A 24,883-nucleotide genomic window follows, 5' to 3' on the forward strand; every position below is an offset into this window, starting at 1 on the left:
TGATTGACCTTGCATTCGCCGGCGCGCGTTAAGCCGTAAGCAGCGCGCGGGCGGCCGCCAGGGCATTATCTTTCGTAAAGCCGAAATGCCCGAACAGCACCGCCGCCGGCGCCGACTCGCCAAAGCTGTTCATACCGATAACCTTGCCGTCCAATCCCGCATACCCTTGCCAAAATCCAGCGATGCTGGCTTCAATCACCAGACGTTTACGCACCGCGATGGGCAGCACGCTTTCGCGCCAGGCCGCGTCCTGTTTTTCGAAGCGTTCAACGCAGGGCAGGGAGACCACGCGTACCCGCCTGCCTTGCTCCGTGAGCCCGGCGGCGGCATAAACGGCCAGCTCGATCTCCGACCCGCTCGAGATAATGATAAGTTCAGGAACACCGTCGCAATCGCGCAGCACGTAGCCGCCCCGGGCGATATCCGCCAGCTGTCGCGCGTTCCTGGGCTGCTGCTCCAGCGGCTGGCGGGTAAACACCAGCGCGCTGGGACCGTCGTTACGCTCGATGGCCTGCTGCCAGGACACGGCGGCCTCAACCTGATCGCAGCCGCGCCAGGTTTCCATATTCGGCGTCAGACGTAATGCGGCGAGCTGTTCCACCGGCTGGTGCGTCGGCCCGTCCTCACCTAAACCAATGGAATCATGAGTATAGACAAAAATGCTGCGTATCTTCATCAGCGCGGCCATGCGTACGGCGTTGCGGGCGTATTCCATAAACATCAGGAAGGTGCCGCCGTAAGGGATAAAACCGCCGTGCAGCGCCACGCCGTTCATCATCGCCGACATGCCGAATTCGCGCACGCCATAGGAGATATAGTTGCCCGAGGCATCATCCGGCGTAATATCGCGCGCCTGGCCGTGGCGGGTTAAATTGGAGGGCGACAGGTCAGCCGATCCGCCCAGCAGTTCCGGCAGCCATTGGATAAACTGGTCAAGCGCTTTCTGGCTGGCCTGGCGGGTGGCCAGGTTGGCCGGGTTAGCCTGCAGCCGGCGGATATACTCCTGGCTGTTGGCATGCCAGTCCGCCGGCAGGATTTTCTGGCTGCGCCGTACTAAGCCGGCGGCTTCTTCGGGGTATTCCCGGCGATAGCGCGTAAACAGCTGTTGCCATTCCGCCTGGGCGGCGGCGCCTGTTTCGCGCGCGTCCCAGTGGGCGTAGATATCCGGCGGGATCTCGAACGCGGCATGGGTCCAGCCCAGGGTTTGCCGGACCAGCGCCACTTCCGCCGCCCCCAGCGCCGAGCCATGGCTGTCATGGCTATCGGCCTTGTTGGGTGAACCGTAGCCGATGGTGGTCTTGCAGCAAATAAGCGTGGGCCGGTGTGGTTCATTTCTGGCCTGTTCCAGCGCCGCCGCCACCTGCCCGGGGTTATGGCCATCGATATCGGCGATGACCTGCCAGCCGTAGGCGCGGAAACGGGCCGGGGTATCATCGCTAAACCAGCCGTCGACATGGCCGTCGATGGAGATATTGTTGTTGTCCCAAAGCGCGATAAGCTTGCCGAGTTTAAGGGTGCCGGCAAGCGAACAGGCTTCATGCGAAATCCCCTCCATCAGGCAGCCGTCGCCCATAAATACATAGGTGAAATGGTCAACCACCGGAAAACCTTCCCGGTTAAACTGCGCGGCCAGCGTCTTTTCCGCCAGGGCCATGCCCACCGCGTTGGCAATGCCCTGGCCCAGCGGCCCGGAGGTGGTTTCCACCCCGGGGGTATAACCGTATTCGGGATGCCCCGGGGTTTTGGCATGCAGCTGGCGGAAATTGCGTAAATCCTCGATACCGAGGTCATAACCGGTCAGATGGAGCAGGGAATACAGCAGCATTGAGCTATGGCCATTGGACAGCACAAAGCGGTCGCGGTTAATCCACTGCGGATCGGCCGGGTTGTGTTTTAAAAACTTCCGCCATAACACAGTCGCCATATCCGCCATGCCCAGCGGCGCGCCGGGATGTCCCGAGTTGGCCTTCTGCACGGCATCGATGCTCAGAAACCTTATGGCGTTCGCCAGCTGCTTCTCTTCCACGATTTTCCCCTATCCGACTGAATCCATGAACCTTATGTGGTGCTGCCAAGCCGAGGGGATTGCCCCTGAGCCTGAAACGCAGACGATAAAAACACACAGAATCCATAGCAGTATGTACATGTTGAATTTGTATAGTCATCTTTAGAATGCACCTGGACGTGACTATACACAAGAGGTAAGCTTGCAAAGATGAGCAGACAGGATGGCTTTACAGTAAAGCTGTTAACTTGATCACATTTATCATGCACATCGTGCCGGCTGGTGGACTTCTGTTCCCCGCTCCGGAAACTATGCCTTTGGTGTGCGCAATCTGATAACGCGGCGGAAGATGACGAGATGACCGACAATATTACGGAAAAACAAAAAGAGGTTATCGACTATATCCTCGCTAAAATAAAGGAAGCGGATCTGCAGCCCGGGGATAAACTGGACACGGAAATAGCCATTGCACGGGCGCTATGCCTCACCCGCGCCACGGTGCGCGAAGCCACCCGCATCCTTATCGATCAGCGCCGGATTTATCGCATCAAGGGGTCGGGTATCTATATCGGCTCCATTGGTAAAAATAATCAATCCGGCCGGTTCCATGCGCTGTCTCCTTTTGATTACCAGGCGCAAAAAGGCGGCCATCGCGCCGGCCGCAAAGTGATTTCCGCCAGTATTGTCGCCGTTCCCGACGCCGCGATGGCCCAGGCGTTGCGTATTAAAAACAGCGATTCGGTTTATAAAATACTGCGGCTGATGAGCTTCGACGACATTCCGGTTTCGCTGGAGTATATCCATTTCCCGGTATCCCTGTTTAATTCAATAGAGTTTAAAGAGCTGGAAAATTCCAAATATTCTTATATCGAGCGGATTACCGGGAAAAAGGTTTATAAACGTGATCAAAATTTTCATGCATTTAATGCTACTGATCTGGAAATGATCAAGCATATGAATATAAAACCAAATGACGCCATGATGGAGTTATATGAGGTCGTGTATCTGGATGACGGTACGCCTTTTGAAGTGAATATCGCCATCGTCAATACCAATATGCTGCACCTGAGCCAGGTATCGGTACGCGGCGATTGATAGCCGGCCGTAGCGGCATAAGATGACTGAGACCGCGTTGCCGGCATAAAAACCCCTGCATATATTCCTGCTTTGTATAATGGCCGGGCCTTAGCAAACGGCGCCCGGTGACGTTGCGCGCCCAACCGCACAAATAGTTTAAATGAGTTATTGCTCTATTTGCGCAAAAATAGCATTAAAAGCTTATTGCGTCGCCACGATATTATGAAAATCACCACCGTTATAATCACATTTAAATAGCGATTTTTTTCGCTGATATGTAAATTATCGCCGTATTTTTCCGTGTCAACAGAAGCAGCGGCGATAAAAATATTTGTCATATCATCAGGTTATGTATTTTTTCTATTAATGCGTACTAATTAAAATAATTAATTAATAAAAATATCTTGCAACTATTTTTACTTATTAGATCATATGTGCAATAAGTCATTTTTATCGCTAACGGTTATTATAAACAGGCTAAGATTAAGGTAGACTTCCCGTACGGCAAACTGCCGGGTTCTGAACAAAGGGGTGACCATGGCAACAACCGCCAGGCTTGAAGCCCGTATTCCGCTGGCGCTTCACGCGTTAATCAAACATGCCGCCGACCTGCAGGGAATCACCATGACGGACTTTATCATTACCGCCACCCACGACGCCGCAAAACAGGCGATAGAAGAAGCGGCGGTACTGCAATTGGCGATGGAAGATCAGCTGCGGTTCGCCGAGACATTGCTGGAGGATCGCAAGACGCCGGCCGGATTGCTGCACGCCATGGGCCGGCGCAGGGAGTTCGGCGGAAGATAATGCGCGCGCTGACCTTTACGCTGCTCGGTGACCAGCATAACAAAACGGATTTCGATTGCGGCGTCCCCTGCCTGAACCTTTATCTGGCGAAATATGCCGGACAGGAAAGCCGCGAACGCTTTACCCAATGTTATGCGGCCGCGGATAATAATAATAACGTGCTGGGCTTTTACACCCTCTCGTCCTACGCCGTGAATATCAATGCCCTGGCGGCATCCGCCACCCAAAAGCTGCCGCGCTACCCGACCGTGCCCACCGCCCTGCTTGGCCGGCTGGCGGTCGATATTCGTTATCAGGGTAAAGGCCTGGGCGGCTCGCTTATCGTCGACGCCATCGTTAATACCCTTAACTCCGCCATAGGGGTCTGGGCTATTAACGCGCAGGCAAAACATCCCCGGGCCAAGGCATTTTATATAAAATATGGTTTCTATTCTTTTGAAAAAAATGAGCATGCCTTGTATTTACCGTTAAACGGCGATATCACCCGCACCCTCTCTTCCTTAAATCGGCATTAATGCACCTGCGCGCCCCGCGTGTGGAATAAAACCGTTTATCGCCGGCCGATTCCCTCATATTGTCCTTAGCGGTGTGGGCAAGTCGCCCGATGAAATGCTATGGTAAAGATGTACCCCGGCATTCCATAGCCGCCGTTAAGGTGAGATGTTACACCGGCTTCCCGTTGGGAACGTCCGCAAGGGCCTTGATCATGCTGACAAACCTGAGTCATGACGAAAAAAAACGATTGGCGGCCATTGAGCTGCTGAAAGCGGATGAGCATGATCGCGACGAAATACTGGGCAGGATGACCCGGCTGACCGGCAAGACGCTGGGCATCGCCACCAGCTTTATCGCTATCCTCGACGGCGATACCCAGTATTTAAAAGCGCCCTACGCGCTTCCGGCGCCGGTGACGGAAACGCGGCGGGAAGACGCATTTTGCCTGACCGCCGTGGCCGCCGACGATATCACGGTCTGCGCCGATATGCGCCTGGACCCCCGGTTTCGCGATAACCCGTTTGTGCGGGGCGCGCCCTATGTCAGGTTTTACGCCGGCGCGCCGCTGCGGTCGCGGGACGGCGTGATTATCGGCACCCTGTGCCTGATTGATATCCAGCCCCGTCTCTTTACCAGCGAGCAGATCGCGACCTTGCGCATTATGGCCGGGCTGGTTTCGGCGTTCCTGGAAGCCTGGCATAACATTGGCTATATCGACGCGGTGACCCTGCTGCCCAACCGCCAGCGGTTGATGAACGATCTGCGCCTGTTGCAAACGCCCGGCGCGGTCAGGCGCTATCGCCTGATGCTGTTTGACTGTATCGATATGCCCTTCGCCTATGAAATCGCCCGTTCCCTGGGCATGACGGTGGTGGAGGATATGCTCAGGGATATGGCCACCCTGCTCAGGCTGAAACTGGAGTGGCATGATACGCTGTATAGCGTCGCCACCGGACGGTACGCGGTGATTATGGACGATGACAGCCCGATACCGCCCGCGGAGCTTAACGACCATCTGGCGGGGCTTAGCGCCCATATCAACACGCAAATCAACATTGACCTGCATATTTCAGCGGGTTATGTCGGCTTTGCGCCGGGTGAGCTGGATCCTACCGAAATCCTGCGCCGGGCGGTAAGCGCCCTGCATGACGCCATCGGCCGCAAAAAACGCGTCATGGCGTATGACGCCGCCAGCGACGCCCGGCAAAAAGAGGATTTCCGGCTGCTGAATGATTTCTACCCGTACCTGCATGGCAAACCCGGCTTGTATCTGGTGTTCCAGCCCAAAATCGCCTTACGCAACGGGCGGGTAACGGGGCTCGAAGCCCTGATCCGCTGGCAGCATCCGGCGCTGGGCAATATCACCCCCGACCGGTTTATCCCGCTGCTGGAAAAAACCACCCTGATGGCCGCGCTGACCGACTGGGTCATCAACGCGGCCCTGGACCAGGTTAAGCAATGGTCGGCAAAAGGGATACATTTGCCGGTTTCCATTAACGTCGGCGTCAGCGATTTATCCCGGCCGCATTTTGCCGATGCGCTGGCGGAAAAAATAACGGCGCGCGGGCTGCCGCCCGCGCTGCTGGGCATTGAGTGCCTGGAGACGGAAAGGGTGCTGGAAAGCGCCGAGGCGCTGCACGGCCTGGAGAGGTTAAAACAGCGGGGCTTTACCATTTCGCTGGATGACTTCGGCACCGGCTACAGCAATATCGGCTATCTGCGCAAAATGCCCCTGGATATCATCAAACTCGATCGTTCCCTTATCAAAACCCTGACCACCGACAAGGCCAGCCATACTATCGTCAGCCATGTGATCAGCATGCTTAAGGCGCTGGACTATACCGTGCTGGCGGAAGGCGTCGAGGACGCCGGCACATTTACATCGCTGCGCGCGCTGGGCTGTGATGAAGTCCAGGGCTTTTATCACTCGCCGCCGCTGACGGCGGCGCATCTGGAAACCTGGCTGGGGCATTATCAAACGGCGCACGGTTAATCCCGGCGTTTGCCCGCCGACGCGGCGGCCCGGTCAGGATTTTGCCGGCGCCGTGCTGTCCCTGACGGCTAATAGCGTCGGCAGGAGGGTGGTGGCGAACGACGCGCCCGGCTGCGCCATGCGCTTTAGCAGGGCCTCGCCCGCCAGGCGGCCCAACTGCCGTTTTGGCTGATCGATGGTGGTCAGCCCCTGCGCGCGCAGCGCATACAGGCCGCCGACACCCAGCTTGAACGCATCGTCAAAACCGGTCACCGAGATATCGTCCGGTACCCGTAAGCCGCGTTCATTTAAAAAAGCGATAATTTCCAGGGCGACAAAGTCATTGGGCGCCAGGATGGCGGTGGGCGGCGGGCCGCACGCTAATAAAGCCGCCGCGGCCAGTCGCCCGCTTTCCCCCTGGTAGGACCCCGCGATAATAAATCCCTCCGGCACGGGGCAGCCCAGGCGCGCCATTTCCCGGATAAAACAGGCCCGCCGCTCCTGGGCGGTAGAGGACGCCGCCGGACCGGCCACATAGGCCATGCGGCGATGCCCCAGCGCGTAAAGATGCGCCAGCAGCTGCGCCACCCCCATGGCGTTATCGGGGCCGATATAATCGCCGAACAGGGGGTCGGGCCGGCGATTGACAAAGACGCAGGGCGGGCCCGCCTGCAGCAATGCGAGCGCTTCATCCGCGACGGTCTGGGATATGAGGATAAGCCCGTCCACCTGGCGGTCCAGCAGGGAGCGGATCAAGGCGCGTTGCTTAACGACGTCCTCATCGGTGTTGCACAGAAACAGGGTGTAGTTGTCCACGGATACCGCTTCGTCTATGCCCTTGACGATCTCGGGAAAGATGGGATTGGTGATATCGGCAATCAGCACGCCGATGGTGGCGGATTTCTGGGTGCGCAGCGCGCGGGCGATGGCCGAGGTGCGGTATCCCAGGCGTTCGGCGGTATCATGGATAAGCTGCCTGCGCTGGGGATTGACGTATCCCTTGCCGGACAACGCGCGGGCCACCGTCGCGCGCGAGAGGCCGCATTCGCGGGCGATATCCAGCAGCGTCGGGCGTTTGGCCGCAGCCGTGATGGTAGTGGTGTTATTCATTGCGCCTTCTTCCCGCCGGCCCATAGGTTTCCTCCCGGGTTATACACTGGTTAACGATGTTAAAACTGGGACCGATCTCACAGCCAGCGCGCGCAAAGCCCGATAATTTATAAACCAGGTCGCCGCCGTCATGACCACGTGCGTTACCGCCGGGTATTCACCGCAGAGCGACGCTTCATCCGCCCCGTTGGGCGTTTTTTTTCATTATATATGAGATCGATCTCATATACGATTCATAACCTGCCGGGCTGACGATGGACGGGCGATAAGACGCCGGATAAGGGGGGATAGTGAGCCGCACGACAAAACTGACTACGCTTGAAACCGCGGTGCATACCGTGAGGGACGGGCAGCGCATCGCCCTGGGCGGGTTCGCCATCTACCAGCGGCCCATGGCCCTGACGCGCGAACTGGTCCGTCAGCAACGGCGCAACCTGACCATTGTCGGCATCGTTAACGCCATCGAGGCCGATTGGCTTATCGGCGCCGGGGCCGTGGCGCGTATCGAGACCTCCTATGTCGGGCTGGAAAAATTCGGCCTGGCGAAAAATTTCCGCCGGGCGGTGGAAGCCGGCCGGCTGGAGGTGGTGGATTATCCTGAACTGCTGGCCTGGGACCGCTTTCGCGCCTCCCAGGAAGGGTTGCCGTTCTGGCCTTGCACCTTTCTCGGCGGCAGCGGCGTGGCGCAATACAATGCGGATATCGTGCCGTTCACCTGCCCCGTCACCGCCGCTCAGCTTTGGGCGGTGCCGCCCGCCCGGCCGGATGTGGTGCTGGTGCACGCGCCGATTGGCGACGAATACGGTAACGTGGCGTTTCACCGGCGCAAGATGTTGCCGCAAAGCGTGGATATCACCTTAACCCGCGCCTGCGATACGGTGATTGTCAGCGTGGAAAAAATCGTCACCCCGCGGGAGCTGCAAAAACAGCCGCACCTGGTGGAAATCCCGGCCTTTCGCACCACGCATATCGTCGAGGCGCCATTTGGCGCGCACCCTACCTCGCTGCCCGGTATTTACGACTGCGACGACGCGGCCTTCGCGGAATATGTGGCGGCCAGCGCGACGCCTGGGCAATTCGCCGCCTGGCAGGACGAAACACGGGCGTTGACGCCGATGGGCTGGCTGGAGCGCATCGGACTGACGCGCCTGCTGGCCCTGCGCAATACGGAGTTGCCCGCATGAGTGCGAATGACTGTACGCTTGAGGAAATCATCACCATTACGCTCGCCAGGCGCTTTCGCGACGGCGAAGTGGGTTTTACCGGTCTTGCGACCGGCGGCGCGGCCGCCCTGTATATTACCGGCATTCCCCTGGCCGCCATGGAATTTGCCCGCCATACCCATGCCCCCAATTTAACCATCCTGCTGGCCGGCTGGTGTATTAATCCCGATTTTTCCGCCCTCAGGGCGCTGCCCACCGCGGAATTCGACACCCGCTTGCAGGATCTGCCCTGCGAGGCGCAAATGCAAAGTTACCCCGGCCACTACGCCGTACGGCGCGGGGATGTGGATTTTGGTTTCGGCTCCGGCGTGCAGGTGGACCGGCAGGGCAATATCAACAGCACCTGCATCGGCGATTATCGCCGCCCGGACGTGCGCCTGGTCGGCTCCATCCTGCTGCCGGAGCATATGACCTGCTTCGGCCGCGAATACCTGATGATGCCCCATCACCAGGCGCGCAGCCTGGTCGGACAGGTGGACTATGTGTCCGGCGTCGGTTATCCGGGCGGCCGGGACGGGCGCCGGGCCCTGGGCCTGAACCACGGCGGGCCGGAATGGATAGTGACGCCGAAATGCATTTTCGCCTTCGACGACGTTTCCGGCCACGCGCGGGTGGTCAGCATCCATCCCGGCATCGACCCGGACGACGTGCGGCGCAGCACCGGGTTCCCGGTGTCCGTTGCGGACGCGCCGGTCACCCCGCTGCCCACCCGCGAGGAGCTCGCCATTTTGCGCCGCCGGGTCGACCCCCATCACGTGCTGATCCCCCATGGGCGGGGAAGCGGTTCCCCCACGGCATACTGCGCCACCACACGAGGAACGCCATGAAATCCAAACTGACCACCCTACCCGACGCGGTGTCCCGTATCCCCTCGGGCGCCACTGTCGCCCTGGGCGGCTCGCTGCTGCGCCGCCAGCCGATGGCGTTGGTGCACGAACTGATCCGCCAGGATATTACCGGCCTGCATTTGCTGACCTGGGCGACCACGCTCGCCACCGATATGCTCGCCGCCGCCGGCGCCATCCGGCGCTGGGAGGGCATTTACGCCGGTTTCTTCCGCCACGGGCTGGCGCCCAATTTCCGCCGCGCGGTGCAGGACGGCGCGATCGAGACCCATGATTATTCCGAATCCGCCTTCGTGGCCCGCTTTCGCGCGGCGGCCATGGGGCTGAGCTTCCTGCCGTCGAAAGCCCTGCTGGGCACCGGCATGCGCGCCAACAGCCCCGAGGAAATCAAACCTATTACCTGTCCGTTTAGCGGCGACACCTACCTGGCGCTGAAAGCGGCGGAAACGGATTTTACCCTGCTGCACGGCTATGTGGCCGATGAATACGGCAATGTGCAGTGGCCGGTGGTGCGCGACAGCGATGACATCGATCAGATGATGGCTTGCGCGTCCAGGCGCCTGATCGTTACCGTGGAGAAAATCGTGCCCCATGCGGAAATATGCCGGCGCCCGGCGCTGACCTACATTCCGCACACCCTGGTGGAGGCGGTGATCGAAACGCCTTACGGCGCGCATCCCACCGCCACCGATGGGTTTTATAACGAAGACGAGGCGGCGCTGAAAGCCTGGCTGGCGGCGGCAAAAGAGCCGGACGGGCCGGCGCGGTACCTGCGCGACTATATTCTCGCCACCCGGGATCGCGCCGGCTATCTGGACAAATTCGGTTCCCATACCGCGCTCCGCGCCTTTGACGTCGCCAGGGAGATGTAAGCTTATGACCGCAGATGATTACACCACGGAAGAAATGATGATAACCGCCATCGCCCGCGAACTGCGCGATGACGAGCTGGGTTTTGTCGGCCTGGGCACCGCCGCCCGCGCCTTTACCCTGGCGGTGGGCATCCCCATCGCCGCCGCGCGCCTGGCGCAGCTCCGGCACGCGCCCGGGTTCTCCATTTACTGGGGCAACCTGCTGACCCCGTCCCTTGACGCCATTCCCGACGCGCTGCTGCAGGATGCCTATACCCGCTGGCCGGCCGCCGCGTCCCCCGCCGATGTGGGCTATAAAATCGATATGGTGACCCGCGGCCGGTTTGATGTGTCCTTTGAGTCCGCGCCGCAGGTTGATCGGTACGGCAACCTCAATATTACCGCCCTCGGCGGCGGCAGCCCGCCGAAAACCAGGCTGGTGGGCTGCCTGGCGCAAACCGAGCACCTGGCTTTTATCAAACGCCCGATTATCGTCACCGATCTGTCCCGGCGCGGGTTTGTGCCGAAGGTGGATTTTATCACAAGCGTCGGGTATCTCGACGGCGGCGACAGCCGCCGGGCGCTCGGCCTGCCCGGCCCGGGTCCCAGCCTGTGCGTAACCGACAAAGCCATTTTCGATTTCCATCCGGCGTCGAAAATGATGCGTTTACGCTCGATACATCCGGGTTTTACCCTGGAGCAGGTGCTGGACAATATGGGGTTCGAGCCGGTTATTGAAGGCGAGCCCCGGCCAACCGCGCCGCCGACGGCGGAAGAGGTGCGTTTGATTCGCAAGGTGATCGATCCGCACGGCACGCTGTTCCAGCCAGGATCGGTTTAACCGGATTATCGCGCCGGTTCCGGCCTGGAACCGGCCAAGGAATAGCGCGCGGCGTATGGCCCCTGACGCCGCCGGTTAGTCCGCTTTGGCCGGCCCGGTGGACCCGCGCACGATAAGCTTCATCGGGAAGATTTTCTTTTTAGGCTTGGGCGTGCTTTTCTGGCGAATCATTTTCATCAGCAGCGTGCTGGCCGCCGCGCCCATTTCACGCCGCTGCAGGGCAATGGTGGTCAGGTTGATGGGCGAAAACGACGCCATCTCGATATCATCCAGGCCGATTAACGAAAAATCGGCCGGTATGGCCAGGCCCGCCTCATGGGCGGCATTCATCACGCCGATGGCGCTCATATCATTGGCCGCCAGTATCGCGGTGGGCCGCGGGTTCATGGCGAAAAACCGTTTGGCGGCCTGGTACCCGCCCATGACATGGTAATCGCCCTGTACCACATAGCCGGGCGGCACCGGCAGCCGATGCGCCGCCATGGCCTGGAGGTAGGCCTCATAACGTTCGTCGGCGGTGGAGGAGTCGCCGGGGCCGCGAATCAGGCCGATACGCCGGTGCCCCAGGCCGGCCAGGTGCTTCACCGCCGCGCCGATGCCTTCCTCGTTATTGGCGCCGACATAGGTGTCTTCATGCGCAAGCGATCGGCGTTGCAGCAGCACGTAGGGCGTATCGCCCGCCAGCAGTTCCCTGACCTCCGGCTGCCCGCAGTGCTGCGACAGCAGCACCAGGCCATCCACCCGGCGGTCAAGCAGCACGCGCATCTGCTCGAGCTGTTTTTCCAGCCTGCCGTCGGTGTTGCACACCAGCAGGCTGCACTGTTCTTGATCGGCCACATCCTCGATGCCGCGCAGGAAATCCGGCGACGACGGGTTGGCCACGTCGGCCAGCAGCACGCCCAGCGTAAAGGTGCGGCGCATGCGCAGGGACCGCGCCACCACCGATACCCGGTAGCCCAGCCGGTCGGCCGCCGCCTGTACTTTCAGCCGGGTGTCCGCCCTGACATTGTCCTTGCCGCTCAGCGCGTTGGATACCGTGGACAGGGCAACCCCCGCTTCGCGGGCCACATCGTGGATGGAGACTTTGTTAGTCGATGACGGGCGCTTACCTGGCGCCGATTTTTTTGCCATTCAATCCGAACCTTGCACCCTTAAGCGAGATGAGCCGGGAAACCTTCGTGAACGTTATTGTACCGTCGCGCCCGCTTAAAAAAACGTTTTTATTCACATAATCAGAGATATCCCGGCGCCGCTGCAGGCGTGAAAGAAGAAAACCGTTAAGCGAAGCGCGCCGGGGCGATAGCATCCGGCCGGTGTCGGCGCGCCGCGCCTTCGCCCCGGGACACGCGATTAGCGCGTTTTCAGCAGGTACGATTCGGCGTTACCTTTATGCTTTTTTACCGGCATCATATCGCTGTTCAGATCGCGCCCGAGCGTTTCACCCGCCCCGAGGGCGCACAGCGCGGTAATCAGGCCGCAGACGATAATCATCAGGGCTATGGGCCAGAATGCGCCGCCGGCCCAGGCCACCAGCACGGTGGCGACCGCGGGGGTAAAGCCGCCGAAGATGCCGGCAATCTGCGAGCCGACGGAGACGCCGGTATAACGTACTTCGGTGGAAAACAGTTCCGACAAATAGCAGGGTTCGATACTGTACATCGACCCGACAATAAAACTGTAGGCCAGCACCAGGCCGGCATAAATACCCCAGATATTGCCGGTGTTGATCAAGTAGTAAAACGGATAGGCCAGCAGGCACGAACCCAGGGAGCCGATGAGGAATACCGACCGGCGGCCGATTTTATCGGAAAGCAGTCCCCACAGCGGGAAGGTAATAATCCCCGACGCCGCCGCAATCATGACGCCGAGTAACACCGTATTGCCCTGCATGCCAAAGTGAGAGGTGCAATATTGCAAGACAAAACTAATAACCAGGTAACCCACCACGCTTTCACTGACGCGCAGCCCGGCCGCCAGGAAAATCTGTTTGGGAAACTTTTTAAATACCACGACGATGGGCAGCTTATTTTTCTCGCGTTCCGCCTGCACTTTGCGAAACATCGGCGGTTCCTGGATTTTCAGGCGGATAAAGATGCCCACGAACATCAGCAAAATACTGGCGAGGAAAGGAATGCGCCAGCCCCAGTCCAGGAAGATGTCCTTCGGCAATGACGAGGCCAGCGCAAACGCCATGGTCGAGACCAGTACGCCGAATACGTTGCCCAGCTGGACAAAGGTGCCGTAAAAGCCGCGCCGGTTCGGCGGCGCGTATTCGATCATCATGGTGGTGGCTCCGCCCCACTCGCCGCCCACCGCCAGCCCCTGGATTAACCGGGTTATCACCAGCAGGATGGGCGCGGCCACGCCGATGGTTTCATAGGTGGGCAACAGGCCGATGACCACGGTCGCGCCGCCCATAATGGTCACCGAGGCCAGCAGCATCGCCTTGCGCCCGATCGTATCGCCGAAATGGCCGAATATCACGGCGCCGATGGGACGCGTAATAAAGGCCACGCCCAGCGTGGCGAACGAAACGATAGTGGCGACGGTGGGCGGCATATCGCTGAAAAACAGATGGGGAAATACCAGCCCCGCCGCCGCGCCATAAATAAAGTAGTCATAAAATTCGATAAAAGTGCCAATCAGGCTGGCAAACGCCACACGCGACAATTCCTTTTTATTTATTTTCTCCGCCGCGGGCTGTTGCGCGGTTTCGTTCGTTACGTTAGTCATATAACCTCCGTCAGGAGCTATTAGTGTAGGGTTGTTTTTATGCGCGCGGTTTCCCGCACGCTTTATAGAGCGTGATGACAATAAAAATAAAGATGTGCCGTTAACTACCGCTAACGGCGTTATGCGTTATGTGCTTTATCGGCGCTTGCCCACCCCACGGCGGTCATGTCTCCATGCTGGTTCTCGGCCCAGACATGGAAGGTCACCCGTTGCCCGACGATGTCCTGGACCACGGCTTTGCAGGTGATGCGGTCGGCACGATAGACCGGTTTGATATAGGCCATTTTTATCCAGCCCGAGGTATGCCACGACGGGCCGATAAAACCGGCCAGCATTTCCGCCACCCAGCAGGTTTCCATCATGCCCTGGGCCAGGGTGTCGCGAAAACCGGCCTTAAGCGCCACCTCGATATCGGTATGGATGTTGTACCACTGGGTATTGCCGCCGGAAAACACCGTCATTTGCCCCTGTTCCGGGCATTTGGTGAGCGGCGTAACCGGCGTGCCCGGGCGCAGCGCGGCGTCCGCTTTCGCCGCGGGCGTCACATGCGCGGGCCAGTGCGGTTCGATATGGCCCGGCGCGGGCGCGGCGCGGGACCCGCCGGCGCCCAGTTGGATATTGTCCGGAATGCGCATGATCTCGGTGCTGATCTGGCGCACGTAGAGTTCGCCGGTATCGGCGTCGCGGGCCTCGGTATCAAACACGGTATAGCCCTTGCCGCGCTTCATATATTTATCGGTGTATTTGCCGGTGTAACGCAGCCCGGCGTTTAGCGGAACCGGGTTCACAAACCAGATCTCTTCCTTTTGATGCAGCCCCACCGTGCGGCTGGGATCGTAAACGCTGCAGAACAGGGCCACCAGATCGCGGCCCAGCATGGCGGCCGGCACGTACGGCCCGGACGCAGGGCAATAGTCCGCGCTGTAGTCGTCCAGGGCAAAACAGGCGCGGCGGCGATAGGCTTCATCCGCCGTTACCGCCAGCGGGCCGATTAATTCGCCGACCACCACATTTTCATAGGTCGGATCCCGAAGTTCAGGGTTGATACGGGCCATAAAATCCTCCTCCTGGCGGCGTTTACGCCTTGTGGGTATGGGTGATGCCGCACCACTCGGCCAGCACTTCGCCGGTATGCTCCCCCACCAGCGGCGGCGGACGGCGGATCATGCCGGGCGTGTCCGACAGGCCGACGGTAACGCCATGGGTGGTATAGACGCCGGCGGTGGGATGCGTAATGTCCACCAGCTGGTTGCGCGCCCTGAGCTGCGGATTCTCCAGCACCTCGTCAATGGTGGCGACCTTGGAGCAGGGCACGCCGGCCAGATCCATCCTGGCCACGACGTCCTCCGCGGTATGGTTTTTTATCCAGTCCGCCACCACCCCGTCGATGGCGCGGTAGTTTTCCAGGCGCGCGTGATAGGTGCTGAAGCGGTCATCCGCCAGCAAATCGGCGCGCTCCATGGCCTGCGCCAGGCGGCCGAACAACGTATCGGTGCCGGCGGACAGGTAAATCCAGGCGTCGTCGCCGGTCTGGTAGCTGTTTACCGGCGCGGAGAAACGATCGAGATTGCCGATGCGCGACATGGTGCTGCCAAGCTGGGCCTGTTCCGGGATGGCTGAAATCAGCATGCTGATGGCGCTGTCGAGCAGGCAGGCCTCCACCAGCTGGCCGCGCCCGGTCAGGTGACGGGCGTTCAGCGCCGCCAGCGTGCCGATGGTGGCGTAAAGGGCGGAGGCATAATCCACCATAAAGGTGCCGGACATGGTCGGCGGACCGTCGGGCTGGCCGCAAATGCTCATCAGGCCGCTCATCGCCTGGGCGATGGCGTCAAAGCAGGGACGCTGCGCCAGCGGGCCGGTTTGGCCGAACCCTGAGATGCGTACCATGATCAGGCGCGGGTTGAGTTGTTTCAGGGCTTCCCACCCGCAGCCCATTTTTTCCATGGTGCCGGGGCGAAAGTTTTCGATCAGCACATCGGCCGCGGCGATCAGCTGCCGCAGCTGTTCCTGGTCTTGCGGGTCGCGAAAATCCAGCGCCAGGCTGCGCTTATTGCGGTTGAACGACAGGAAATAGAGGCTTTGTCCGTTTAGCTGCGGCTTGTTCTGGCGCGTGTCCTCCCCCTTGCCCCGCCGCTCGACTTTTACCACGTCCGCGCCCAGATCGGCCAGTTGCATGGCGCACAGGGGACCGGCTATAAAACGCGACAGGTCGAGCACTTTCAGTCCTTCCAGGGATCCTGGCATCATGACACCTCCTGAGGGATTGCCGCATGGCCGGCGGCGGCGTGCACCAGACAGGCAAAAGCCACCATGCCGGGATCGTCCAAACCGATGGAACGTTCGGCGAACATGCGCGCGCGGCCGATTTTATTGGGTTTTTGCCGGTATTCTTCCAGCGTGGCGCGCACCGCGCCGACGGCAAGGGCGTGATAATCGTCGCCCGGCGCCGCCGCCTGCAGCGCCCGGCGCACCGCATCCAGCGGGTCCAGCACCGTTTTATCGCCAAGGCTTGCGCCGCCGCGCGCCATCAGCGCCGCCAGCACCGCCTCCAGCAGAGGCGCGATATCCTCGCGCCGCAGCGTGGTTTTGCCGGCGCATTGTTGCGCCGCGGTCAGCAGCGCCACCCCCAGCAGGGTACCAAAGCTTGATCCCGAGGCGCGCACGCAGGCCATGGCCGCGGCCTGGAATACCGGGGCGATATCCGCGGGCGCCGCCGCCAGGGCCTGGTCGGTTAACCGCGCGCATTTCTCAAGGGTCGCCCCCAAATCGCCGTCGCCCAAACGGCCGTCCAGCTCGTTAAGCCTGGGCGAGACCTCGCGGATTTTGGCGGTACATCGCGTCAACAGCGCAATCAATTCCTGATTGGTCATCAGAGATTACTCCAGTAGGGACAATGGGCCGGTTCCAGCAGCAGGGATTCAAGTTCCCCGTCCAGCCTGATGAGAGACAATGACATGCCGGCCATTTCCATCGACGTGGCATAACGGCCGGTGCGGGGCGCCACGACCTGGATGCCCTGGTCACGCAGGCGCCGGTCTACATGGCGATACAGTATAAACAACTCTTCCAGCGGCGTGGCGCCGAGGGAATTGACCATGACCGACACCCGGTCGCCGGCGGCGAAACCGCCGTCCTGAATCAGCGTATCCAGCATTTCACCCACCATTTCATCGGCGCTTAGCAGCGGGCCGCGGCGGATGCCCGGCTCGCCGTGGATGCCCATGCCGATTTCCATCTCGTCGTCGCCCAGCGTAAAGGTCGGTTTGCCCGCCTCCGGTACGGTACAAGACGACAGCGCCACGCCGAGCGTGACCGTGTTGTCCAGGGCGCGCGCGGCGACGGCGGCGACGGATTCCAGCGTGGCGCCGGGCTGCTCGGCCCTGGCGCCGGCAATTTTATAGGCATAAACCAGGCCGGCGACGCCGCGGCGTTTGTGCCGTTCCGCGCGCGGCGCGCTGCCGGCGTCGTCGGCGGCCAGCACCGTCGCCGTGCGGATATTTTCCGCCGCCAGCATCTCGGCGGCCATGGCAAAATTCATCTTGTCGCCGCCGTAATTGCCGAACAACAGCAGCACGCCCTGGCCGGTATCGGCGGCGCGAATGGCGTCCATGCAGTCCATCACGGCGGGGCCGGCAAACACGTTACCCACCGCGCAGGCATCCAGCAGGCCCTGGCCGACATAACCGGCAAACAAAGGCAAATGCCCGCTGCCGCCGCCGGAAACAATCGCCACTTTATCTTTTTTGACGCCGGCGTTGCGCACCACGACCCGGCCCTCTTCCCCGATCTGCCGATAGAGATGGGGATGCGCCAGGCACATACCCGCCAGCGCCTCATCGGCATAGGCGTCGGGGGAGTTCAGTATTTTTTTCATAGCGTCTCTCCGCCTGTCAGTAATCCAGGTTCTTTTGCCCGTCGAACATCGTCACCGGGGGGTAGGCGCGCTGTTCGGTAATCACATCGATAACGGTGGTGTTATCGGCGCTGAAGGCGTGTTTCAGGGCCGGTAAAAAATCAGCGGGATTCTCGATACGCACCCCCTCGCAGCCGCAGGCGCGGGCAATGGCGGCATGGTCCACCGGCTTGAAATCACAGGCGTCGGAATAATCGCCGAACAGCGTTTTCTCGGCGTGTTTTTCGTAGCCGAGGATTTCATTATTCAGCACCACCAGCACCACATTGGCCCCCATGCGCCGGGCGGTTTCCAGCTCCGACCATACATGGGCGAAACCGCCGTCGCCCACCAGCGCGAAGACCGGCGCCTCGGGACGGGCGATCTTGGCGCCCACCGCATAGGGAAATCCCCACCCCAGGCCGGCCAGGCCGCGCGGGGTAACAAACCGGGCGCCGACGGCGCGCGCCTTGAGAAAATTGGCCACCCAGATCGAGGAATAGCTGGCGTCGGAGACCACGATCGTCTCCGGCGTTAAGAGGGAATCCAGATCGAGCATCAGGCGTTCCGGGCGAATCGGGCGGGCGTTGAGATCCAGGGTTTGCTGCACCTCCGATTGCCAGGTTTCATGGGCGGCGGCAATTCTGGCGGCAATGGCGGAACGGGCGCCGCGGCGTTTGCCGAGATCCTGCCGTTTCATGGCCGCCGTCAGCGCCTGCAGGGTCAGTTTGGCGTCGCCCACCAGACGCAGCGCGTCGTAGTTGCGGCCCACTTCCTGGCTGTCGATATCCAGGTGGATATATTTGGCCTCCTGCGGATACAGGCTCCAGCTATCGGTGCCGTTCTGGTTGGTGCGGTTGCCAATCAGCAGGATGACATCGGCGCCGGCCACCATATCGCGCAAATGGCGGGTACGGCCGCGCGCGCCCATAAAATACCCGACCACGCCCAACGAAAGCTCATGGTCCTCGCTGACCGCCCCTTTGCCCATGGCGGTGGTGGCCACCGGCAGGCAGGCCGCATCCTGCAGCGCCGCAACCTCCCGGGCGGCATCGGAAATATGCACGCCGCCGCCGGCGATAATCAACGGCGCCGCGGCCCCGGCCAGCAGGCGCGCCGCTTCTTCAATCGCCTCGGGCGCGGCCACCGTGCGATCCAACGGAAAATGCCCGAGCGAGGAGGCATGCCGGCGGGGAGGTTGCGGCGCGGCCTCGTTAAACAGATCGATGGGAACGATAATCACCACCGGGCCGGGGCGGCCCGACGCGGCGGCGGTAAACGCCATGTCGATATAATCATCAAGCCGGTCGATGTCGGTAACGCGGCGCGTCCACTTCGACACGCCTTTAAACAAATCGAGATGGTCCAGTTCCTGGAACGCGTTTTTATCGGTCATTTTGCGATGCACATCCTGCACCACCGCCACCACCGGCACCGAGGCCTTATAACACTCCGCCAGCCCGGCCACCAGCAGGGTGGCCGCCGGACCGTTTTGCGCGGTGACCACCGCCACCTTATGGGACAGGCGCGCATAAGCGTCCGCCATATACGTACCGGCGTTTTCCGCACGATAGCCCACCTGGCGGATACCGTATTCCGGCGTGGCCAAAAACAGCGCGGCCGGAATGCTTTGGCCAAAAATCACCTCCACGCCATGGCGTTTCAGCGCGGCGGCGAAGATATGCGCCCCGGTCCTGCGCTGCCCTGTGTTTTTCCCGCTACCTTCTGTGTCCATGCATGACTCCCCTTCGTTGTTTCCGCGCTCCCCGTTATCCAGACCTCAATCAAGGTTAACAGAGTGGCAACCAAGCCGTAACATAGCGCCAGCCTCCCATAAAAACGTTTCTAATAAAAACGTTTTTATTAGGATTTGTGGGACAGGATCACAGAATAAACACTTTCAGAAATACCGAAAAAACATTAACCCATTGTTTTAAATTAATTTATTAATTCAATGGTTTTTTAGGAAGGAGGCGGGGCAGCCTTGCGCGCCGGCAAGCCGCCTTATCACCGCTGGCGCGCCATCGCCCGGTCAGCTATCCGGTTTTTTTGCGTCCGACAGATAGATTTCCGCCATGGCATAGCTGCCGTTACCCGGCGAACCGGCGCTAAATTCGCCGATATCGTGAAAAACCAGCAGCCGGTCAAAAGCATTATTAAATTGGAGCACCATCTGCTTTTGTTTGGGATAGCTGATGCCCGCCAGATTAAACAGTGCCTCGGGCACGCTTACGCCGCCAAGAGAAATGCCCATGCCGGCGTTATTCTCATCATCGATACGGTATATTTCAATGTAACCGTCGGAGAAACCAACCGCGACCAGCGCATTCAACGCTGAGAACGCGACGCTGACCACCTTGCCCAGGCGAAAGTTCTCCAGGTTGAAAGGCCGTCCGCGCCGCAGTATCAAGCGGTTATCGGTAACGGTATCGATCAGCATTATCTCATGCTGGCGTAATTGGCTATCGTGCCCGCTATAACCAAGAAAACGCTGGTCGGGGGAGACGAAATCCGGCTGGTAACCTTCAGGCGCGCGCCAGCGGGGTTGCGGGTCATCCTGCAAGGACCAATAATGTTGCCGCGGTACAAACAGCTCGCCCCGATCGGTAACCCACCATGCCCGGCCATGGGCCACCGAACCGGTAACAACGACTTCCCTCGAATAAGCAATATCCGCCTCCCCGGTCCGCGCGCCCATGGCCGGCATGGCGTAAAACAGCGCGCGCTGCGTTATCGGTGCGCTGAAGTGAAGCACCACCACCGTGGCGCCGTCGGGAGAAACGATAATATCATCCACCGGCTGGCGGCTGTCATTGCGCAATAAGCGTCTTTTAACGCCGTCGGGTGTTTGCGCCCAGAGATGATCCGCTTCATCACACCAGAACACCGGCTGCTGTGTTTCCGTCAGGGCATGTTTGGTCACCGTCGTCCGCTGCGGGTCCTCAAACAGCGGCAGCCAACGACGGAATCCGTCCTCGCTGACGAGTTCCTGTATGGCTATCCGGTCGACAAACAGCCGTATGACAAATTTTTTTTCCTGGTGCGGCCCCGCCGGAACCGGTGTATGGCTGACAATAAACAGCATGGGCTCCGGCCCTTCGGCAATCAGGACTGGCGCCGGGAAACCCCATTCCTGTCCCGCCAACTGCGCCAACTGCCGGCTTGCCAGCAGGCTCTCGCCCTCGTTACGCCGGCCGCAGGCCGTCGCCACGTTTTCCAGCGTGGCCCAGAGTGCCAGGGGATGGAAGTCGGCAATCCACTCCATCGGCAGGCGGTCGTCTTTCCTGAACGCGCGCAACGCTACGCTTGAAGCATGCAAAAGCTCTGTTCGGCGATGAGGATCAAGACGAAGCAGCAGCGCCACCTGGCGCAGGCGACCGCCAAGATGCGATTGCCGCGCGGGAGAAAGGCCGTCAGTCATGTTGCCCGGCTGGCATAACGCCGCCAGGGTGGGGTATTTTTTTTTCGCAAAGGCGCGAACGGCAAGCTTTTCAAACCGGGAAAGGAATTCGTCGTCTCCCTGGCCCGGCAGGTGAAAAGACGACCGGAGGACGGACAGCTCAAAACTTCCGGTGAACAATTCATAGCGTAAGGTCCATACGCCCTCATGGCTATCCCCTTCCTCCCCCGGCAGACCATGGTAATACGCGCCGGCGGGCGTGATGGATAAAAACCGATCGCCGTTTTTCAGGAACATGCGTTTACCGTAGCGGAAAGCGCCGTTGAAAAGCGGCGGCTGCAGGATATCGCCGGGGAATGCCCGGGCGGACGGCGGGACAGCGTCCATTTTCCGGCGCAAATCCTCGCCGATCCGGTGGGAATTGAGCCGATCGAGCGGCGAGGCAAAAACAAAATCAGCCTCGTCGGGAAGATACGCCACGCGAAAAGCCGGCGCTGCTGCGTTTCGCGGATGACGCAACAGGAAGGTGGCGGCATTCTTTTCCGGCGCAAGGAGAAATTTTGCCTCGCCGATTGCCACATCCAGGTGTGCGTCATCGTAAATATTGGCGGCGAATCCGGAAATTTCCCCCTCATCATCCAGCCGGTAATCCGTCAATAATTGACGCCACGTGCGCAGGCTGCGCGATCCCGTATCCCGTTTACGGCGTCCTGGCAACTGCATCAGGCGCAGCCTAAAAGTCCTGTCGTCAGCGCCGCGATCAATCATCGAGATAAAATCTCCGGCCGCGGGGGGAGAGATATGCCATTCATCGGTATTATCCGCCGGCATCAGAATGCCGCTGTCATGGGCGAAGGCCCAGCGCCGGCCATTGATTTCAAATAGCACCCACCGATTGCCAACATATTCGACCTGATAAATAGGATGCACCACCACCAGGTTTATCGGTAAGGTGGTGTTAAGCAACCAGACAAAATGTCCATCCTGCGCCTGGGAGATATTGGCGGCCTTTTCAATCTTGAAGTCCGGATGGCGATAGGTCTCCAGCCGGCATTGCGCATCGCCGGTATAGATGCAGTAATATTTTTTATAGATGCCGAACCGGCTCTGCAAATCCAACTGGGAAAACATTAATTCGCCGTGGGGCATGCGCTCGCCGGTCTGCGCCGCCACCATGCTGCTGTTTTGTATCTGCAATACCAAATAGGAAATCCCTTTCACATTGATGGTAAGGGGTGTATCTGCCTGGTCCCCATAGGTCAATTGATAATTCTGGGTAGCATTGATAGAGACGTACTGAGGGATTTTCCCGGTGATTTTGGCCAGGCTAGACCGCCATGGTATCAGCCCAACCGCCGTTCTGCCGAGCACCGCAAGGTAGACCCCTTTGGTCAGGAGACTCAGCGATCGCAGCGCGGCAAAACCGGGGTCGAAGCTTTTCAACACCTCTTTGCCCATCACATCCATAAATCCCGCGAGTTGCGTTTGGGCGGCCGTGACGCCGCCGGCAATTGGTGTCGAGGCCGGCACCCTGTTGGCGAAAATTTCCCGCTCCGATGCGATGAACCTCGGTCCGCCCAGTGTTTCGGCGGCGCCGATAGCCGCCTCCCGGTACAGGCCCAGACCGGCTTTTACCCCGACAAATATCAGCGGCAACCCCACCAGCGCGCCGTCCACCAGACAATGTGTAAAGGCGGATTGTTGCTGGCCCGCGATAAGAGAATTTACACAGGTGTAAAAGGGAATAAACATGCCGGCCGCCTTATCCAAAATGCGGGGAAAAGGCGACTCGATGGCCTGATAGCCCTGTTCATAAATTTTTTGCCGATAGGATTGGTAGTGAATTTCGGCATAACGCTCCAGGAAAACCGCCAGTGTTTCATTTCGTTGTTTTAGGGGCGCGTTGTGATTCAGGACCGCGAGCGAAAATCGGAAGTGCGGCAGCAATCCCGGCGCCGGCCAACCCTCCATAAAGGGTTTCAGTGCCTCAAGATGGGCATTGTCATAAACAATCCTGCGCAACAGGTAGCCCTGTTCCGTGGTCCGCAACGCAAACAGCCGGCGCTCATGGGTCAGCCGGGCCTGGAAAAAAAACGTATCGGATTTACCCACATTTTGTACGGGCACGCTGGAATAAAACATGTCCGGCACGCGCCGGATGCGCTCCAGCTTCGCAATCACCCAGTCTATGCCGGCATGTTCCAGAAACTTTACGTCCACTGACTGGAGGAGGTGATCATGAAAATCGCTGGGCAGAAAGGCCGCAGCCAGAAGGGAGCTATCCAGGATTTTGATTTTATTGGAAAAATTTTCCACCTCCTGGCGATAAAAGGCATCGAGATCCGGTATGGTCGTACCGTTTTCAGCACATTGCTGGCCGGCAGGCCGGATCATCAGTTGCCGTACCGGATTCTGCTCATAATAGCGGAAATGCCTGGCAGCCGGAGCATGTTTCCTTGACAGTGGAAGCGAAGCCGATCCGCAATACTGCCTGAGCAATTCCTCCGCGGCGCCCTGACGGGTACGCCATGCCGGGCGTTGGTAATCCGCCTGGTAATCGCTGACGCTGTCGTACAGGCGCTGGGCGATAATATGCCTGTTTTCTAATTCTTCTTTGAGAAGCGCGAAAGCAGGGTCCAGCGTTTCATTAACGACTATCTGCCCGAGGTCCAGCTCCGGCCGAGCACGCAGGTAATACAGCAGCAGGCCCAGATGAAACGTAGGTTCCACGCCGGTTGCCAGTAATCCTTGCCGGAAAAGAGCGACCAGCCCCAAGCCCAATTCCATCATGGAAAAAGGAGAGGTGGCGTTAAGGTTGTCCATATCTTTCAGCGCGATAGACCTGGCGCCGAATTGTATTAACGTCCAGGTCAGGCTGCCGACCCAAAGGTTATCCAGATCGAGAAAAAAGGGATAATCATTTTTGTGCCACGCCTGCCCTTCCGTCAGGGTATAAAGGCTGTTGAGGTATAGAACAGGAATTTCCGCCGCTTCATAATTTTTCCGCCATAACCGTTCACCTGTCTCGAAGCCCTCGGCGTAGGGCCAGGTTCGTACTACCGCGGCAAACTCTTTTTGCGTCACCTGACGATTTACCGCAAATAATTTTGCCATGCGCAGGGGGATGCTTTCTTCCTGGTAGATAAGCCGGCACAGCATTTGCCCGACCAGGCCGCGTTGTTGCAACGAGCTGAGCGTTTCCCCCCGACGCTCGCCGTAGAGATTGCTGCCGGAAAGCGCCATGCGGGCAATATCCGGTATCAGGGAAGGCTGCCGGGCGACGACGTCGAGCAACTTTGCCGCCAGTTGCAGATCGCCGCAGGTTTCCGGGTCGAGACTCGCCGTTGCGTTTCTGTTGAGAAACAGTGCCAGGAGATAGAATCTATCGGTCCTGATCCGCCGTGAATCCGGTTTCGCCGCGCGTTTAACCTTGCCGCCTTGCGGCAGGCCTAAGAGACGCTGACCCCGGCGCGGCGTAGCGGACATTACGCAAAGCGTATTCCCGCCGCGCAAGGGGGTTGCCCACAACGCCTCCTTCCCCATAACGGGAGACGCCATCAGCAAAGCATAAGCGAGTCTGTGCCACAGTTTTTTGGGCGCTGTCGGCGTTAATGATTCCTCCGCCCCGCAGT

At 59.6% G+C, this 24,883-nt stretch carries 18 protein-coding genes; 8 read left to right on the top strand and 10 right to left on the bottom strand.

All coding sequences use genetic code 11. The features are described 5' to 3' along the window. Positions 1-28: 28 nt before the first annotated feature. On the bottom strand, positions 29-2,029 hold the full coding sequence (gene tkt / locus ACL2XF_RS18430; RefSeq protein ID WP_410016655.1) for a transketolase: 2,001 nt from the start codon (positions 2,027-2,029) through the stop codon (positions 29-31). Between the two features lie 333 nt (positions 2,030-2,362). Between tkt and ACL2XF_RS18435 the strand changes: the two genes are divergently transcribed. From ACL2XF_RS18435 to ACL2XF_RS18450, 4 genes are all read left to right on the top strand, one after another. After that, complete coding sequence (locus ACL2XF_RS18435) at positions 2,363-3,100, top strand: GntR family transcriptional regulator (RefSeq protein WP_410012476.1); 738 nt, start codon at positions 2,363-2,365, stop codon at positions 3,098-3,100. 519 nt (positions 3,101-3,619) lie between these two features. Then, a complete protein-coding gene (locus ACL2XF_RS18440; protein WP_413721939.1) occupies positions 3,620-3,889 on the top strand; it encodes a DUF1778 domain-containing protein in 270 nt (89 codons plus the stop codon). Further along, entirely contained in the window at positions 3,889-4,404 is a 516-nt protein-coding gene (locus ACL2XF_RS18445) for a GNAT family N-acetyltransferase (RefSeq protein WP_413721938.1), read from the top strand. The genes ACL2XF_RS18440 and ACL2XF_RS18445 overlap by 1 nt, the downstream gene beginning before the upstream one ends. 191 nt (positions 4,405-4,595) lie before the next feature. Beyond that, positions 4,596-6,377: an EAL domain-containing protein gene (locus ACL2XF_RS18450; protein ID WP_413727308.1), complete on the top strand. Its 1,782-nt coding sequence runs from the start codon at positions 4,596-4,598 to the stop codon at positions 6,375-6,377. A 33-nt stretch (positions 6,378-6,410) separates the two neighbouring features. On the opposite strand, the gene ACL2XF_RS18455 is transcribed toward ACL2XF_RS18450, so the two are convergent. Beyond that, positions 6,411-7,466, bottom strand: a complete 1,056-nt coding sequence (locus tag ACL2XF_RS18455; RefSeq protein WP_413721936.1) for a LacI family DNA-binding transcriptional regulator — start codon at positions 7,464-7,466, stop codon at positions 6,411-6,413. A 290-nt stretch (positions 7,467-7,756) separates the two neighbouring features. Here ACL2XF_RS18455 and ACL2XF_RS18460 point away from each other — a divergent pair, with 290 nt between their 5' ends. The 4 genes from ACL2XF_RS18460 to ACL2XF_RS18475 are packed head-to-tail and all read left to right on the top strand — an operon-like array spanning position 7,757 to position 11,226. Continuing rightward, the gene (locus ACL2XF_RS18460; protein WP_413721935.1) at positions 7,757-8,650 is read left to right on the top strand and encodes a CoA transferase subunit A; all 894 of its coding nucleotides are present in this window, start codon (positions 7,757-7,759) and stop codon (positions 8,648-8,650) included. Then, positions 8,647-9,516 carry a hypothetical protein gene (locus ACL2XF_RS18465; RefSeq protein ID WP_413727309.1) on the top strand — a complete coding sequence of 290 codons (870 nt, stop codon included), beginning with the start codon at positions 8,647-8,649 and terminating at the stop codon, positions 9,514-9,516. The genes ACL2XF_RS18460 and ACL2XF_RS18465 overlap by 4 nt, the downstream gene beginning before the upstream one ends. Then, positions 9,513-10,406, top strand: coding sequence for a CoA transferase subunit A (locus tag ACL2XF_RS18470; RefSeq protein ID WP_413727310.1), 894 nt, complete (start codon positions 9,513-9,515; stop codon positions 10,404-10,406). Before ACL2XF_RS18465 ends, ACL2XF_RS18470 begins: the two co-directional genes overlap by 4 nt. Before the next feature lie 4 nt (positions 10,407-10,410). Then, positions 10,411-11,226: a CoA-transferase subunit beta gene (locus ACL2XF_RS18475; protein WP_413727311.1), complete on the top strand. Its 816-nt coding sequence runs from the start codon at positions 10,411-10,413 to the stop codon at positions 11,224-11,226. 75 nt (positions 11,227-11,301) lie between these two features. On the opposite strand, the gene ACL2XF_RS18480 is transcribed toward ACL2XF_RS18475, so the two are convergent. The 8 genes from ACL2XF_RS18480 to ACL2XF_RS18515 form a co-directional block, all read right to left on the bottom strand. Next, a complete protein-coding gene (locus ACL2XF_RS18480; protein ID WP_413727312.1) occupies positions 11,302-12,357 on the bottom strand; it encodes a LacI family DNA-binding transcriptional regulator in 1,056 nt (351 codons plus the stop codon). 219 nt (positions 12,358-12,576) lie between these two features. Continuing rightward, positions 12,577-13,959 (bottom strand): MFS transporter, encoded by a 1,383-nt coding sequence (locus ACL2XF_RS18485; RefSeq protein WP_410012486.1) that lies wholly within the window; start codon positions 13,957-13,959, stop codon positions 12,577-12,579. A 119-nt stretch (positions 13,960-14,078) separates the two neighbouring features. Further along, on the bottom strand, positions 14,079-15,014 hold the full coding sequence (locus tag ACL2XF_RS18490) for a MaoC family dehydratase (protein WP_410012487.1): 936 nt from the start codon (positions 15,012-15,014) through the stop codon (positions 14,079-14,081). Between the two features lie 22 nt (positions 15,015-15,036). Beyond that, complete coding sequence (locus tag ACL2XF_RS18495) at positions 15,037-16,206, bottom strand: CaiB/BaiF CoA transferase family protein (protein ID WP_410012488.1); 1,170 nt, start codon at positions 16,204-16,206, stop codon at positions 15,037-15,039. Then, on the bottom strand, positions 16,203-16,829 hold the full coding sequence (locus ACL2XF_RS18500) for a DAK2 domain-containing protein (RefSeq protein ID WP_410012489.1): 627 nt from the start codon (positions 16,827-16,829) through the stop codon (positions 16,203-16,205). The genes ACL2XF_RS18495 and ACL2XF_RS18500 overlap by 4 nt, the downstream gene beginning before the upstream one ends. Continuing rightward, a complete protein-coding gene (locus tag ACL2XF_RS18505) occupies positions 16,829-17,833 on the bottom strand; it encodes a dihydroxyacetone kinase subunit DhaK (RefSeq protein ID WP_413727313.1) in 1,005 nt (334 codons plus the stop codon). The genes ACL2XF_RS18500 and ACL2XF_RS18505 overlap by 1 nt, the downstream gene beginning before the upstream one ends. Before the next feature lie 16 nt (positions 17,834-17,849). Next, a complete protein-coding gene (locus ACL2XF_RS18510; RefSeq protein WP_413727314.1) occupies positions 17,850-19,586 on the bottom strand; it encodes an acetolactate synthase catalytic subunit in 1,737 nt (578 codons plus the stop codon). A gap of 297 nt (positions 19,587-19,883) precedes the next feature. Further along, entirely contained in the window at positions 19,884-24,809 is a 4,926-nt protein-coding gene (locus tag ACL2XF_RS18515) for a hypothetical protein (RefSeq protein WP_413727315.1), read from the bottom strand. Between the last annotated feature and the right edge of the window lie 74 nt (positions 24,810-24,883).

It is taken from the genome of Sodalis sp. RH19, from assembly GCF_047324215.1.
Taxonomy (GTDB): Bacteria; Pseudomonadota; Gammaproteobacteria; order Enterobacterales; family Enterobacteriaceae; genus Acerihabitans.